Origin of the sequence: Lysinibacillus sp. NPDC094403, from assembly GCF_050278745.1 — a bacterium.
In the GTDB taxonomy this organism is placed as follows: domain Bacteria; phylum Bacillota; class Bacilli; order Bacillales_A; family Planococcaceae; genus Lysinibacillus.
Map to the genome: position 1 here is coordinate 24563 of NZ_JBNNTL010000017.1, position 13515 is coordinate 38077.

The following is a 13515-nucleotide window of genomic DNA, read 5'->3' on the forward strand; positions in this document are numbered from 1 at the left end:
ATTGACGATTATAGTAAGATTGGATCGTGTATTAGCTGATAGAAAAATGCAATTAAGTGAGCTTGCAGAAGCGGTGGATATTTCGATTGTCAATTTATCTAATTTAAAAACGGGAAAGGTAAAGGCAGTACGTTTTTCCACGTTAAACGCAATTTGCAAAGTCTTGGAATGTCAACCGGGGGATATTTTAGAGTATGCTGAAGATACCTTTGAGTAAAAAATTATCTAGTTTTTTCTAAAATGTGTATAAGTACATTTCTTGAACAAGTTGCATAGGATAACCTTATAATGTGTGAGGGGATTGAGAAAATGTACTACATGCCTTATTACGGAAACATGCCTATGTATAACTATGGAGATCAGCTAGTTTATTGGCCATCTCCTTATCAGACGGGGTACGCGAACAGAGCTGAACCTTCTCATTTTTCTAATGGTGGAAGAATTGAATTAAAAGATTATGGAGACCAGCCGCTTGTCATCAATCTTGAAAATGCGACTAAGCAAAATGATACGTATCGTACTGCTCTGTGGACGGGAAAGAACTTACAAGTTACGTTAATGAGTATTAATGTCGGTGATAATATCGGTTTAGAAGTACACCCAAATGTTGATCAATTTTTATATATTGAACAGGGTGAGGGATATGCTCAAATGGGCCCAAGTAAAAACAATTTAAACTATGAAAGAAGGGTCTATGAGAATTATGCCGTAGTAGTGCCTGCTGGAACATGGCATAACGTCACGAATACAGGGAATATGCCACTAAAGCTTTATTCGATATATGGTCCTCCTAACCATCCATTTGGTACGGTACATGTTACTAAAGCAGATGCTATAGCTTCGGAAGCGGGATATGGTCAGAGCAATCAATAATAGATTTTAAAAGGTTGAAGCATTAAGCTCATTAATACAATCATAACTAAAAAAGACAACTCCTAATTAGAGAAGTTGTCTTTTTTGTCGTCGTTTAAATGAAATATATAAAGATAATAAGCCATTCAATGTTAAAAGAGTAACCATTATTATAGTCAAAAATGCAATATCGGGAGCAAAAAATCTAATAGTGTGCCAAGGTGTTCCTGTAATATAGCTTATTAATGGAATTGAAATAATTCCTAAAATTAAAAGTGTAAAACCGAATATACCCGATACACCTCTTTTTTTCAATTTTTTAGTTTTAACCTTTTTTAGAAGGTAAATAAACGTCACAAAAAGTAAACATAAAATAGTAATCATTATTATTTGGAAAGTAGGTGTATATTTCGGTGCGTTAACAGGCTCTTTTCCATTTAAAATGTCGATAATCCCTTGTTTCAAGTATAGAAGTGACTTTTCCTCTAATATATGACTTTTGTTAGTAAGAATCACACCGCCCCAATCGGTTTCTGGTATATAAAATACTTCTGAGCGTGCGTCAGGATTTGAACCAGAATGCCATATCATTTCTTCTTTAGATTCTGGATAGGAGATTCGTACACCAAGGCCATAATATCGATATTTACTAGTTTGAACAAAAGGCGATATATAAAGGTTCATCGCATTTTTACTTAAAAAAGTATTATGCTCATGTTGACTAAGAAGTTTAATGTACTGAACCATATCGGATGCACTTGCCGTTATGTATCCATATGGTGTTCCTCCGTTATCATATGTGACTGCGCTTTTTACAGGGTGACCAAGCCATGATTGATAGCCAGATAAGTATCCTTTTTCATAAGCCTTGCTACTATTAGCGGCTGCATTTTTCATCCCTAATGGAGAAAAAACTTGTTCCTCCATATATTCAGAAAATGGTTGTTTGGTAACCTCTTCGATGAGAGCTCCAAGAATAGAAAAGTTAGCATTGCTATACTGATGCTTTTCTCCAGGAGCAGCAGTCAGTTTAACATTCGATAAACTTTCTACATTTTCCTTTATAGCGTTCAAATCATTAGATTCCTTGTCCGATATAGATAGGCCAGAATAAGTGCTTATCCCACTTGTTTGCGTTAGTAAATGTTTAATCGTTATTTGGGAAGCGGCTTGTTTATCTTTCAGGGTAAACCATGGCATATACTTTTGAACTGGATCATCTAATTGAATAATGCCTGCATCAACCAATCTCATTATGGCCAAGCCTGTTAGTGATTTACTAATAGAGCCGGTTACAAATGGAGTTTCAGCAGTTACCTTTTCTTCGGATTCTCCCGTTACGCCCCAAGATTTGGAATAAAAGATAGCATTTTTATGAACAATAGCAATAGATGCCCCTGGAATTCGCTGCTCTTTCAAATAGTTTTCAACGTAATTATCTATTGTGCTCTTAATGTCTTGTCCTGCGGATGATGCGGAGATTTGTGAGACTGGTAGAAATAGATAGTATGGAATTAATAATAAACATACTAATATAGTTTTATATATGGGGGTTTTTTTCATTGTTGTTTTCACCTATTTCTTCCGAAAGTTTTTCCTTCATAATCATGACCTTTAATCCATCAAGTAAAATTAACAAAAATATACACTTCTTTATAGTATATGATATTTGTTGTGTATACTATTCGAAAGAACGTTGTCTTCAAAAGCAGCATAAGGATATTTTACATAGGATGACTTTCCTTTTTACACTACTTAACCAAACCTTTCGGGAGGATTATACGAATTGGACTATAAACTATTCGAAGATGAAATTGACGATTTAGTTGAATTATTAACTCAAAACAAATGGATTTATCATACTGACCAAAATGTAAAAGAGGACTCCGTTCTAAAAGCATATGAAGAAGGATACTATCACAGCGATTGCGAAACGCGTTGGATAATTGATAATGAAGAAAAGGTCGGGATTATTATAATTCATGACATAAGCGATACAATCCCATTATTCGATATCCGTTTAGGTACACGTTATAGAGGAAAAGGATACGGAGTAAAAACACTCCTTTGGTTACAAGATTACCTGTTTGGAGAAAAAGGTAAGATTCGTATCGAGGGTTATACGAGAGTTGATAATATTGGTATGAGAAAATGTTTTGCGAAAGCAGGTTTTGTAAAAGAGGGCCATTTAAGAAATGCTTGGGAAAACGCAGATGGTACTATAACAGATAGTATTGTTTATGGTGCAATCAAAGATGATTGGATTTTAGGTAGAACAACGCCTATTAAAATCGATGACGTACCATTTTGAAAAATAGACAAGTTAAGGGCGTTGAGGAATGTATACAGAAAATGATCTATTAAGAGCTTTAAAAAAATCCTGGTCAATTCAATCTAGCTCAAAATGGAGTATAGATACCCCTGCTAAAGGACAATGTGGAGTCACGGCATTAGTTGTAAATGATATTCTTGGAGGAAAAATTTATAAAACGTGGCTTGATGAAGGCTGGCATTTTTATAATAATCTCGATGGGGACAGGAAGGATTTTACACAAGAACAATTTCCGTACAACCTCGAATATCAAGATGTTCGTTCAAACAGGGAAGAGGCCTTTCAAGATACAAATGATATCCAATATAGCTATCTAAAATTACAAGTGTATGAGTATCTAAAAAGAAGTTAGGAAATTGAAGTCAGAATGTTGATGTTATAACATTGCTCAACTGTAGTTACTTCCTATATGGTGATTTAATCGTGAGACCCTGACATTCAGCATTTTGTGAGGAACGTCAAAACCATTTTGTTTCCCTCCGTGGTGAAGGTTGTCTTGGATGAAAAACAATCCATCATGTCCCATAATAATTCGGACTGGAAATTTTGGTATTTTAATCATAGCTATGATACTCTTTTGGTTCAGTTTATCCACCCATATTAATGATGAGGAACTGTTGATTTTTCACGGAGAGTGGCGACTCCTGCGGGATGAGCTTGCGCTGAAAGCCCCGCAGGAACGTAGTGACGAGGAGATTGAAGCCAAGCCCGCGGAAAGCGCCAGCTCGGAGTGAAAATCAACCTTTGTTTATTGATACGCGTTATTTTATATTTTTCCTTTGTTTACAAGCTGAAGCAGAGATGTTGATACCATAACATCTCTGCTTTTTTAAAATATTAAACAAACTTGTTGACGTAAATTAAACCATCGTGTTATTATTATCTCGAATTCAAGATAACTAAATTTGAGATAAACGAATTCGAACCTTTTAGTCCATGTTTTTACATCATGAGGAGGTAATCATAATGGGTTTTTTAAATAAATTTTTTAGTTCAAAAAAAGAGGAGGAAAAAACAATGGCAGAATTAAATATAGGAATTATTATCGGATCAACACGTGAAGGGCGTGTAAGTCCGCAAGTAGCACAATGGGTAAAAGAAATCGCAGATCAACGAGGCGATGCTAATTATACAATTATTGATATTGCTGATTACAAACTACCTTTACTAGGTGAACCAGGGCAAGACGCTTCAGGCGCTCAAGGTTGGTCAGAAATTATTGCAAAACAAGATGGATTTGTTTTTATCGTACAAGAGTACAATCACTCTATTACAGGTGCTCTAAAAAATGCACTAGATTATTTACGTGAAGAATGGAATAACAAAGCAGCGGGTATTGTATCTTATGGTTCTGTAGGTGGTGCACGTGCAGCTGAACACTTACGTGGGATTATGGGTGAGCTTTTAATTGCAGATGTCCGTGTACATCCAGCATTGTCACTATTCACAGACTTTGAAAATGGTACTGATTTCAAACCAAAAGAAGTGCAAACAGATTCAGTTAACCAAATGTTAGATCAATTAATTCCTTGGTCAAAAGCTTTATATACAATTCGTTAATCACCTTCAAAGATTGAGGTAGAACGGTATTGGGTAAAGTATAGAAGAGAAAATACATTTAGTCATGAAAGGGGCTTGTTTACATGAAAAAACATACTGCGGGTATTCACCATATCACGGCCATTGTAGGGCATCCACAAGAAAATATTGATTTTTATGCTGGTGTATTAGGTCTACGTTTAGTTAAACAAACGGTAAACTTCGATGACCCAGGCACATATCATCTTTACTTCGGTAACAAAGGTGGTAAACCAGGGACTATCATTACATTCTTCCCATGGGCAAATGCTTATCAAGGTCGCATTGGTGATGGTCAAGTTGGTGTAACTACTTATGTTGTACCAGAGGGAGCGCTACCATTTTGGATTAATCGTCTTACGAAATTTGCTATTCCATTCCAAAAAGCTGAACGTTTTGGTGAACAAGTAATACAATTTGATGACCCACATGGACTTCATATTGAATTAGTTGCGCGTGCAGAAGGCGAATTAAATGAATGGACATTTGGTGAAGTAACTCCTGAGGTTGCGATTAAAGGGTTTGGCGGTGCAACACTTTATTCAAGTCATCCTGAAGAAACAGCAAAAGTCTTAACTGAAGTTATGGGGCTTGAGAAAGTGGCAACGGAAGGTGAGTATACTCGTTACAAATCCAGCGCAGATATTGGCAATACAGTAGATTTAAAAGTTGTTCCTAGTATGCGTGGTCAAATGGGAGTCGGAACAGTTCATCATATTGCCTGGAGAGCCCAGGATAATGCGGATCACCTAGAATGGCAAGAGTATGTAATGAATCATGGACAACATGTAACTGAAGTGAAAGATCGTAATTATTTTGATGCGATTTATTTCCGTGAACCTGGTGAGATATTATTTGAAATTGCAACAGATCCACCTGGATTCGCTCATGATGAGTCACCTGAGACAATGGGTAGCCAATTAATGTTACCATCTCAATACGAACAGCAACGAGAACAATTGGAAAGAACATTAATTCCAATCAAAGTGCGTGCGCTTGATTAAAGGAGATGGGACGTTTGATTTCAATTGATCCTAAGAAAAATACAGAACGCGAGAATTATAAGTTATTGATTGGCAGTATTATTCCAAGACCTATTGCCTTTGTTACGACGAAGTCAGAGCAAGGGGTCATCAATGGCGCACCTTTTAGTTTCTAACTTATTTCAGCAGATGTTTAAACATCCGCTGAAATAAGTTAAAGCCTCCGGCGGATGTCACAGAATCGGGAAGGAGTGCTTTGTGCAAGCACAAAGCCGATTCTGGACGCAATTATGCCGAGGCATAATTGATTATCATTGTGTCATCAAATCCACCGATGATTTCTCTAGCGGTTCAAAGACCACAGGGGCGCTTAAAAGATACCGCTCGCCATATCCATCATCAGCAACAATTTGTTGTGCATATTGTAGATGAGGATAATGTTAAGCAGGTGAATGAAACAGCCGCTACCTTACTTGTAACTGAAAGTGAAATTGATAGAGCACAGTTTACATTAATCGATAGTCAACATATATCTGTACCAGGTATTCAAGAGGCAAAGGTTCGAATGGAATGCCGTTTAGTACAGGCAATTCCTTTAATGAATGGTGACGAACAGACAGGTGATTTGTTTATTGGTGAAGTCGTACAATATCATATAGATGAGACCATTTATAATGAAGGGCGAATTGATCCAAGAAAACTAAAAGCAGTTAGCAGACTAGCTGGCTCAAATTACGCAAAAATTGGTGATATATTTGAACTAGAACGTCCTGAATAAAAAAATGCGAAAATGTTGATATAACAGCATTTTCGCATTTTTACTTTATTTTAAAATTCTTTCTATATTCACTAAATCTTCTTTTGTTAATAGGATATCAGTTGCTTTCACATTGGTAGCCACTTGGTTTTTATGTTTCCCGCCTGGGATAACTGCATCAACGCCATCTTGAGCTAATAACCAAGCAAGCGCTAGATTCGGTAATGTCGTTTGCTTTGCCTCTGCAATTTCCTTTAATGCATCTACTTTTACTAATGTTTGTTCAAATAATTCGCCTTGGAATAAAGGATCCGATATTCGCCAGTCTCCAGTACCAAGCTTAAAGTCTTTTGTATACTTTCCACCAAGTAAGCCAAATGCAAGTGGGCCGTATGGAATAAATGAAATTTCGTTTTTTATACAGTATGGCAATAAATCCTGTTCTCCTGAACGATTTAACATATTGTATGGAGATTGTAGGACAGAAATATCATTATGCACATTTGCCTCGATAAGTTGATCTAATGTTACGTTTGAAATGCCTATTGCTCGGATCTTTCCTTCTTCCTTTAAGCGTGACAATTCACCAATCGCCTCTGCAAGAGGAGTCTCGTTATCTGGGAAGTGTAAATAGTATAGATCAACATAGTCCATCTGTAGTCGATTTAAGCTATTTTCAAGTGCACTTCGTAAGTATTGCGGATGATTATCTGTTTTTACTGAACCATCCTCAAACCAATGTCTACCTCCCTTTGTTGCTAAAACGAAATCTTCCCTTGGGTATTTTTTTAATACTTCGCCAACAAGTTCTTCTGAACGTCCTTTTCCATAAATGTCTGCTGTATCAATAAAAGTTATCCCTAAGTCAAGTGCAGCTGAGACTAGCTCCTTCCCATCTTGTTCATTTAAGTTTTCAAATAAATTATGCCCACCTACAGCATTCGTCCCAAGACCAATTTCGGAAATCTTAATATTTGTTTTTTTTAATGTATGAAATTTCATATTTCTACCTCCTCGTTTTTCTGTAATCAGAATAGAGTAAAAAAAATATTTTACCAACATACATATTTATAGTTTCATATATAGAAACAAATGCATTTTAATTGCGTAAGGAAAATTTCCTAAGATTTTAATATTATGATAAAAGATAATGAATTTCTTCCGTCAATTGCTGGCTCGCTTCTCCTAACTTTTTTGCAAATGACCGAATGGCAGTTTTTTTAATTTGATTCGTCGAACCGTGCAAAGCAATTGCACCGATGACTTCTTCATTCACATAAATCGGAACTGCAATACAACATTTACCTTCATTCGTTTCTTCATTATCTACAGCATAACCTTGTGCTTTAATGACCTGTAAATGAGGAATCAATAGACTATAATCATAGAAGGTTTTTGTTGTGAATGTATTAAGTTCAATACTATTTAATATTTCTCGTTGTTTTTTGGGTAACAGATGAGCTAATACTACTTTGCCGAGAGCGCTTGAATGCATAGGTGTTCGAGTATCGAGTGCATGAAAAGCAGGTTGCTCAAAAGGCTCCCTAATCACATTTTTTATCACCATCTCACAATCTTCCAAAATACCAATATAAGTAGTTATTTCTTCTTGGCGGGCTAATTTATAGGGCGCTACGAGAGACGCCCATTGAATATCTTTGTGCCAATATAAGTGCTCATCCCTAAAAATATGAGGATTTAATTGATAATACTTATTGTATTTGATAACATAATTCATTTTTTCTAGCGTATAAAGCATGCGAAAAACGGATGTCTTATTCATTGATAATTTTTCCATAATTTCAGTTAGTGTAAGAGAATGCTTTTGACGTAATACATCCAAAATCAAAAGGCCCTTTTTTAATGTCGATACTTCATAGGAATCCATTTTGTCCGCTCCTAACTTCTAGATTTATAGCTTGTACAATATCACCTTTAATATTGATTTACTAGGATGGATCGTTTTCATTGTAAAAAAGTATTGCAAAAGTTTTACATAAAAGAATGCATCAATTAACTCGTTTTAGTAAAAGATAAATTGTTATATTAATCTAATTGTTGACTCAATTTGAGAAAATAGATAATATACTGATTATTAATAAAGGTGTATAAAAATGAATTTTATTCTTTTATTGGAAATGGAGTGGTTATTATGGCGAATTTTTTACGAACGAAGTCAATCGAGCAGGCCAATAAAATAACTGAAGTCGAACGTTTTAAACTAAAGCGTGAACTAGGAGCGTTGCAATTATTGCTATATGTACTAGGAGCTACAATAGGAGCTGGAATTTTTGTACTGCCAGGAACTACAGCTGCTCTACATGCAGGTCCTGGTGTCGTTGTTTCTTTCTTAATCGGGGGACTTGTTACAATTGCAGTTGGACTAGCCTATGTCGAATTCGCAGCGATGGCACCCGTCGCAGGGAGTGCTTACACCTATTCTTATATTGCGTTAGGTGAAATTATTGCCTGGATAATTGGTTGGGACTTATTATTGGAATTCATCGTTATTTCTAGTACAGTTGCAGTTGGTTGGAGTGGCTACGTCGATTCATTTTTACAATCTGTCGGAATACATTTGCCAGGAGTTTTAACAAAAGATATTGCCCATGGTGGGATTGTAAATCTACCTGCTGTGGCTGGTTGGCTTATTGTAGCTTGGATTGCACTGAGCGGAATTAAAAATGTGGGTCGATCAAATATGTTATTTACAGCTGCAAAGGTTGGCGCGATTATCTTATTCCTTGCTATTGGGGCTTTTCACGTTAACCCTATAAACTGGACACCATTTACACCGTTTGGCTGGTCAGGTGTAATGGCGGGAGCGGCATTAGTGTTCTTTGCCTTTACTGGATTTGATGGTGTAACAACTGTTCTGGAAGAAGTAAAAAATCCACAAAAAACAATACCAAAAGCTTTAATTGGTGGTCTAAGTGTATTAACGCTTATTTATGCACTTGTTGCCCTAGTATTAACAGGTATTGTACCATCCCCTGAGTTGGATGTTCCAAATCCTACTGTATATGCACTACAATCTGTTGGTATTCAATGGGGAGGTGCTATCATCGCAGTATCAGTTATTTTTGGATTGCTTGCTACGATGATTGCAAATACAACAAGTGCGACACGCGTGCTGTTTGCAATGAGCCGTGATGGACTTCTACCAGAACGTATTGCACAAACTAATAAAAAAACAGGAGTACCTGTATTATCAACTTTAATCGTGGTTGGAACAGGTATTCTCTTATCAGGATTTTTATCAATCGGAGAATTAGCGGAATTTGCTAACATCGGCGGTTTAACTGCTTTTGCTTTAACAACAGTTAGTGTTGTTGTTCTTCGCTATACACGACCAGATCAACCACGTGTATTCAAAGTACCTGCGTTATGGCTTGTAGCAACTGTAGGTATTGGAGGATGTATTGTATTAATTTTTAGTCTGCCGCTATTTACTATAGTGCGCTTTTTGATTTGGTTGGCGATAGGCTTAGTTATTTATATAGGCTATGGATATAAACATGCTAAAATAAGCTCTAAAGATGAAAATCTATAAATGAGATAAACACCTCTTTAGCTCTAATGAGCTGCCCCGTAAAGGTTAGTCACAAAATCTAACTTTTGCGGGGTGTTTTTATGAGTAAATTTTATACAGATCTGGACGCACATTCTTGTAAATCTCAACATATTATAAGATTAAATTACCTTACATGCTCAGGAATAAATCTCACACATGGAAGGTGATCGCCAAAAAAGGCGTTTATTATTTGCTTTCTTTGTGCAGTATTTATTTCCTCAACCCAAAAAAGACTATCTTCGTTAAATCTTGAAGTTCCAAATACACTTTCTAGATTCTTCAGGATGTTTTTTAATGCTAACCTCATTTGAGCTAATGGCTCTCCATGTATATTCCCGTCTTTCTCCATTCCTATTTGTCCAGATAATGTTAACCATCTCTATAGTCCTATTACTTTCATTTGATGCACATATAGAGCAACTGGTTTTGAATGTCCTTAAGGATTCTTGGAACTTTGAGATATTCCGTCTTTTCTATTATTTTTAGTTTAAAATTTTAATAAGAAAATCATACTAAAATTAAGGTTCACTACTAAAATTTGTAATTGATAAAAAAGTATTGTTTGAATAAAAGCATATGGAACGGATGGAGGCTGGATCTCTTGGAAAGCGTCTCCAGGAATGGAATGTGATGTTTTAGTGAAGATTTAATTATTATGCCATTATAAAAGAACTTACATTGGATATGATGGTGTTCAAAAGGTTATAATAGAATAATAGGATTAAGGCTTATAACGCTGATACGGCTTTCACTAAAGTACAAAAGTATTGTCATTAATTTCTAAATTTGATAAGGCATACAATTCTTTTCACTCCTTGGATTCATTAATTTCTTATGGGACTTATAAAGCAACATGCATTTAAGTCTTTTTCTAAGTGATTATGGAAATAATAATCCAATAAAGGGGTGGATTTACATAAGAATGATACGTAATGTTTTACATCAATTTATTAATTGCTTATGTTCATTTGATAGCGAAACCCAGGCAGTAAAGGCAGCGAAGCCGTTTTGTAGAAGGAGTGAATACATGAGTAATTTCTTTCGTAGTAATGGATTTAAACGTTTTATAATTCTAGTCGGGATCGCTATTGCAATATATTTGATGCGAAGTATGATCAATCTTATTCTTCTCACGTTTATTATTACTTACTTGATGAATCAGCTTACCACGAAGGCAACAAAAGAGGTTAGAAAGTACGTACGGGTAAATGAGAAAGCTGTGACAGTTACCCTCTATCTTTTACTTCTTGCAGGTATTGTTGCTGTTATCTACAAGTATTTGCCTGTGGTGACCCAACAAGTTACACAGCTCTTTGATCTTATTGCAAGCTTTAGTCTCAATCCAAATGATAACGAGATTACAAGGTATTTAGCTCCGACCTTTGAGAAGATTGAACTGGGCAAATATTTAGAGCAGGGTGTAGACCTCACGCTAAAGAATCTTACGAATATTGGTAAAATCATTTTACATGTATTCATCTCACTAATTTTGAGTTTGTTTATTTTACTTGAGAAGAAACGTATTACTGAATTTACAGCAAAATTTAAAGATAGCAAAATGAGCCATCTCTACGATGAACTACATTATTTCTCAAAGATATTCATTCGTTCTTTCGGTAAAGTTATTGAAGCGCAGTTCATTATTGCCACTGTCAACTGTGTTTTATCTGTTATTGCTTTATACATTATGGGCTTCCCACATTTAATTGCACTAGGGATTATGCTCTTTATACTAGGATTAGTGCCAGTTGCAGGAGTCATCATGTCCTTGATTCCTCTAAGTATAATTGCATATAGCATAGGCGGTTTAATGTACATTGTCTATATCTTGGTTATTGTTATGGTACTACATGCTATGGAGGCATACTTCTTAAATCCAAAGCTAATGTCTGCCAAGACGAATCTTCCAATTTTCTATACATTCATCGTCATTCTCTTCTCAGAGCATTTCTTTGGTGTATGGGGATTAATTATTGGTATTCCATTATTCATGTTCCTTCTCGATATTTTGGGAGTTACATCCTCAGAGGATGTACAGCAACAGGCAATGGAAATACAAGAGGACAAATAATTTGAATAAAGTTTTCGTTCGAAAAGGAATCAAGTGTGTTTGGTTCCTTTTTGTTTTTTCCTTAGGCGGTTTGGGACTTTTCTAGGCCCATGGTTTGGATGTATCTTGGGGAACGACTATGTTTTTTTATGGGTAAATTAGAGGGAATTTAATAATAAATGGAAAATTGTGATATGATATAAAAATAAATCTTTGTTAAAGGGGGCGGTCATTATGACAAATAAATCTGTTTTTATCATTAAAAACTGGGGGATAACGCCTAATTAACAAAGATGTAAAGCGTTTCTCCTAAATTCGGAAGGGGAAAAACGGTATGAGTATAGGTTCTGTGAAGATTGTAGAAGTGAATGCAGAGAATTGGTATGAGTGTTGTCAATTAAAAATTTCAAATGAACAAAGAAATTATATTGAACCAAACGCTATTTCAATAGCACAATCAAAGTTTGAGCCAACATTAAAACCATACGCTATTTATTTTGAAGAAAAAGTAGTAGGTTTTTTAATGTTTAATTCTGTAAAAGAAGAGCTTGATGGCTATTGGATTTATCGAATTATGATAGATAAGCATTTTCAAGATAAAGGTATAGGGAAAGCAGCTACTAAGTTAATGATTTCAGAAATAGCTAAATTGCCATACGCGCAAAAAATTATAGTAGGTTACCACCCAGAAAATAAAGGCGCACATAATTTATACTCAAGTTTAGGATTTAAAGATTATGGAGATCGCTTTGGTAAAGAGATGGCTGTCATCAAATATTTAACTTCTTTCAGCGGGTGTCCAAACACCCGCTGAAAGAAGTTAATGCTCCGGCGGATGTCACGGAATCGGTAAGGAGTTCACATAGGATGTTAGTCTAAAATCATCGCATCCATGCGATAACGGCTAAATGACCTGCATCGGTAAAAGCGCCACGTCCTGTGGCATTACCGAAATGACCGACATCGTGTCGGCCCTCACGCAGGCCTAAGCACAAAGCCGATTCCGGACGCAATTATGCCGAGGCATAATTGATATGAATAATATTAAAGGGAAAAGGGGCCAATTCAAGGCCCCTTTTGAATATGTCTTCATTTTATTTTAGTATTGTTTCGTAATCCTAAATTATGTAATATTACCCATAAGGAGGTGTTATAGTGAAAAAGCTACTTTTAACTTTATTAACAGCAACATTAGTATTTGGGTTCACACCATTCAATGCGGATGTACAAGCGAAAGAGGTATTTAAAAACTGTAAAGAATTAAATAAAAAATACCCTAAAGGTGTAAAAAAAGGTCATCCTGCCTATCAAGATAAGCTTGACAGAGATAAAGATGGTTGGGCTTGTGAAAAATAGAAATTAAACAGCCAAACCCCTTTCGATTATTGT

Annotated in this window: 15 protein-coding genes and 2 pseudogenes; 13 read left to right on the plus strand and 4 right to left on the minus strand. The window is 35.7% G+C overall.

Annotated features, from left to right (window positions below):
- Position 1: 1 nt before the first annotated feature.
- Together ACQKMV_RS19470 and ACQKMV_RS19475 are read left to right on the plus strand one after the other, a co-directional pair.
- Entirely contained in the window at positions 2-217 is a 216-nt protein-coding gene (locus tag ACQKMV_RS19470; RefSeq protein ID WP_427505912.1) for a helix-turn-helix domain-containing protein, read from the plus strand.
- Positions 218-309: 92 nt separating this feature from the next.
- The gene (locus ACQKMV_RS19475; RefSeq protein ID WP_427505913.1) at positions 310-873 is read left to right on the plus strand and encodes a cupin domain-containing protein; all 564 of its coding nucleotides are present in this window, start codon (positions 310-312) and stop codon (positions 871-873) included.
- 66 nt (positions 874-939) lie between these two features.
- On the opposite strand, the gene ACQKMV_RS19480 is transcribed toward ACQKMV_RS19475, so the two are convergent.
- On the minus strand, positions 940-2415 hold the full coding sequence (locus tag ACQKMV_RS19480; protein WP_427505992.1) for a serine hydrolase: 1476 nt from the start codon (positions 2413-2415) through the stop codon (positions 940-942).
- Positions 2416-2638: 223 nt separating this feature from the next.
- Between ACQKMV_RS19480 and ACQKMV_RS19485 the strand changes: the two genes are divergently transcribed.
- The 7 genes and pseudogenes from ACQKMV_RS19485 (at position 2639) to ACQKMV_RS19515 (ending at position 6523) form a co-directional block, all read left to right on the plus strand.
- On the plus strand, positions 2639-3163 hold the full coding sequence (locus ACQKMV_RS19485; protein ID WP_427505914.1) for a GNAT family N-acetyltransferase: 525 nt from the start codon (positions 2639-2641) through the stop codon (positions 3161-3163).
- 28 nt (positions 3164-3191) lie between these two features.
- Positions 3192-3536: a YunG family protein gene (locus ACQKMV_RS19490; protein WP_427505915.1), complete on the plus strand. Its 345-nt coding sequence runs from the start codon at positions 3192-3194 to the stop codon at positions 3534-3536.
- Between the two features lie 148 nt (positions 3537-3684).
- Complete coding sequence (locus ACQKMV_RS19495; protein ID WP_427505916.1) at positions 3685-3918, plus strand: hypothetical protein; 234 nt, start codon at positions 3685-3687, stop codon at positions 3916-3918.
- A 232-nt stretch (positions 3919-4150) separates the two neighbouring features.
- Positions 4151-4744 (plus strand): NADPH-dependent FMN reductase, encoded by a 594-nt coding sequence (locus ACQKMV_RS19500; protein ID WP_427505917.1) that lies wholly within the window; start codon positions 4151-4153, stop codon positions 4742-4744.
- An 83-nt stretch (positions 4745-4827) separates the two neighbouring features.
- Positions 4828-5766, plus strand: a complete 939-nt coding sequence (locus tag ACQKMV_RS19505) for a ring-cleaving dioxygenase (RefSeq protein WP_427505919.1) — start codon at positions 4828-4830, stop codon at positions 5764-5766.
- 14 nt (positions 5767-5780) lie between these two features.
- A pseudogene (locus tag ACQKMV_RS19510) lies at positions 5781-5922 on the plus strand (flavin reductase family protein); the annotation flags it as partial.
- Positions 5923-6049: 127 nt separating this feature from the next.
- Positions 6050-6523 carry a flavin reductase family protein gene (locus ACQKMV_RS19515; RefSeq protein ID WP_427505920.1) on the plus strand — a complete coding sequence of 158 codons (474 nt, stop codon included), beginning with the start codon at positions 6050-6052 and terminating at the stop codon, positions 6521-6523.
- Between the two features lie 45 nt (positions 6524-6568).
- On the opposite strand, the gene ACQKMV_RS19520 is transcribed toward ACQKMV_RS19515, so the two are convergent.
- Both ACQKMV_RS19520 and ACQKMV_RS19525 read right to left on the minus strand, forming a co-directional pair.
- Complete coding sequence (locus tag ACQKMV_RS19520) at positions 6569-7504, minus strand: aldo/keto reductase (RefSeq protein ID WP_427505921.1); 936 nt, start codon at positions 7502-7504, stop codon at positions 6569-6571.
- A gap of 133 nt (positions 7505-7637) precedes the next feature.
- Positions 7638-8390 carry an IclR family transcriptional regulator gene (locus tag ACQKMV_RS19525; RefSeq protein ID WP_427505922.1) on the minus strand — a complete coding sequence of 251 codons (753 nt, stop codon included), beginning with the start codon at positions 8388-8390 and terminating at the stop codon, positions 7638-7640.
- 264 nt (positions 8391-8654) lie between these two features.
- On the opposite strand from ACQKMV_RS19525, the gene ACQKMV_RS19530 reads away from it, so the two are divergent.
- On the plus strand, positions 8655-10055 hold the full coding sequence (locus tag ACQKMV_RS19530; RefSeq protein ID WP_427425173.1) for an amino acid permease: 1401 nt from the start codon (positions 8655-8657) through the stop codon (positions 10053-10055).
- 145 nt (positions 10056-10200) lie between these two features.
- On the opposite strand, the gene ACQKMV_RS19535 is transcribed toward ACQKMV_RS19530, so the two are convergent.
- The gene (locus ACQKMV_RS19535) at positions 10201-10425 is read right to left on the minus strand and encodes a hypothetical protein (RefSeq protein WP_427505924.1); all 225 of its coding nucleotides are present in this window, start codon (positions 10423-10425) and stop codon (positions 10201-10203) included.
- Positions 10426-11103: 678 nt separating this feature from the next.
- On the opposite strand from ACQKMV_RS19535, the gene ACQKMV_RS19540 reads away from it, so the two are divergent.
- From ACQKMV_RS19540 to ACQKMV_RS19550, 3 genes and pseudogenes are all read left to right on the plus strand, one after another.
- Positions 11104-12147, plus strand: coding sequence for an AI-2E family transporter (locus ACQKMV_RS19540; RefSeq protein WP_427505925.1), 1044 nt, complete (start codon positions 11104-11106; stop codon positions 12145-12147).
- 313 nt (positions 12148-12460) lie between these two features.
- Positions 12461-12940: a GNAT family N-acetyltransferase gene (locus ACQKMV_RS19545; protein ID WP_427505927.1), complete on the plus strand. Its 480-nt coding sequence runs from the start codon at positions 12461-12463 to the stop codon at positions 12938-12940.
- A gap of 419 nt (positions 12941-13359) precedes the next feature.
- Positions 13360-13482 (plus strand): annotated as a pseudogene (locus ACQKMV_RS19550) (excalibur calcium-binding domain-containing protein); the annotation flags it as partial.
- Positions 13483-13515 lie beyond the last annotated feature (33 nt).

Coding starts and splice junctions, on each gene's coding strand:
- ACQKMV_RS19530 (WP_427425173.1), top strand. CDS start 8,655: ATGGCGAATTTTTTACGAACGAAGTCAATCGAGCAGGCCAATAAAATA.
- ACQKMV_RS19545 (WP_427505927.1), top strand. CDS start 12,461: ATGAGTATAGGTTCTGTGAAGATTGTAGAAGTGAATGCAGAGAATTGG.
- ACQKMV_RS19500 (WP_427505917.1), top strand. CDS start 4,151: ATGGGTTTTTTAAATAAATTTTTTAGTTCAAAAAAAGAGGAGGAAAAA.
- ACQKMV_RS19520 (WP_427505921.1), bottom strand. CDS start 7,504: ATGAAATTTCATACATTAAAAAAAACAAATATTAAGATTTCCGAAATT.
- ACQKMV_RS19495 (WP_427505916.1), top strand. CDS start 3,685: ATGAAAAACAATCCATCATGTCCCATAATAATTCGGACTGGAAATTTT.
- ACQKMV_RS19535 (WP_427505924.1), bottom strand. CDS start 10,425: ATGGAGAAAGACGGGAATATACATGGAGAGCCATTAGCTCAAATGAGG.
- ACQKMV_RS19490 (WP_427505915.1), top strand. CDS start 3,192: ATGTATACAGAAAATGATCTATTAAGAGCTTTAAAAAAATCCTGGTCA.
- ACQKMV_RS19480 (WP_427505992.1), bottom strand. CDS start 2,415: ATGAAAAAAACCCCCATATATAAAACTATATTAGTATGTTTATTATTA.
- ACQKMV_RS19505 (WP_427505919.1), top strand. CDS start 4,828: ATGAAAAAACATACTGCGGGTATTCACCATATCACGGCCATTGTAGGG.
- ACQKMV_RS19475 (WP_427505913.1), top strand. CDS start 310: ATGTACTACATGCCTTATTACGGAAACATGCCTATGTATAACTATGGA.
- ACQKMV_RS19540 (WP_427505925.1), top strand. CDS start 11,104: ATGAGTAATTTCTTTCGTAGTAATGGATTTAAACGTTTTATAATTCTA.
- ACQKMV_RS19525 (WP_427505922.1), bottom strand. CDS start 8,390: ATGGATTCCTATGAAGTATCGACATTAAAAAAGGGCCTTTTGATTTTG.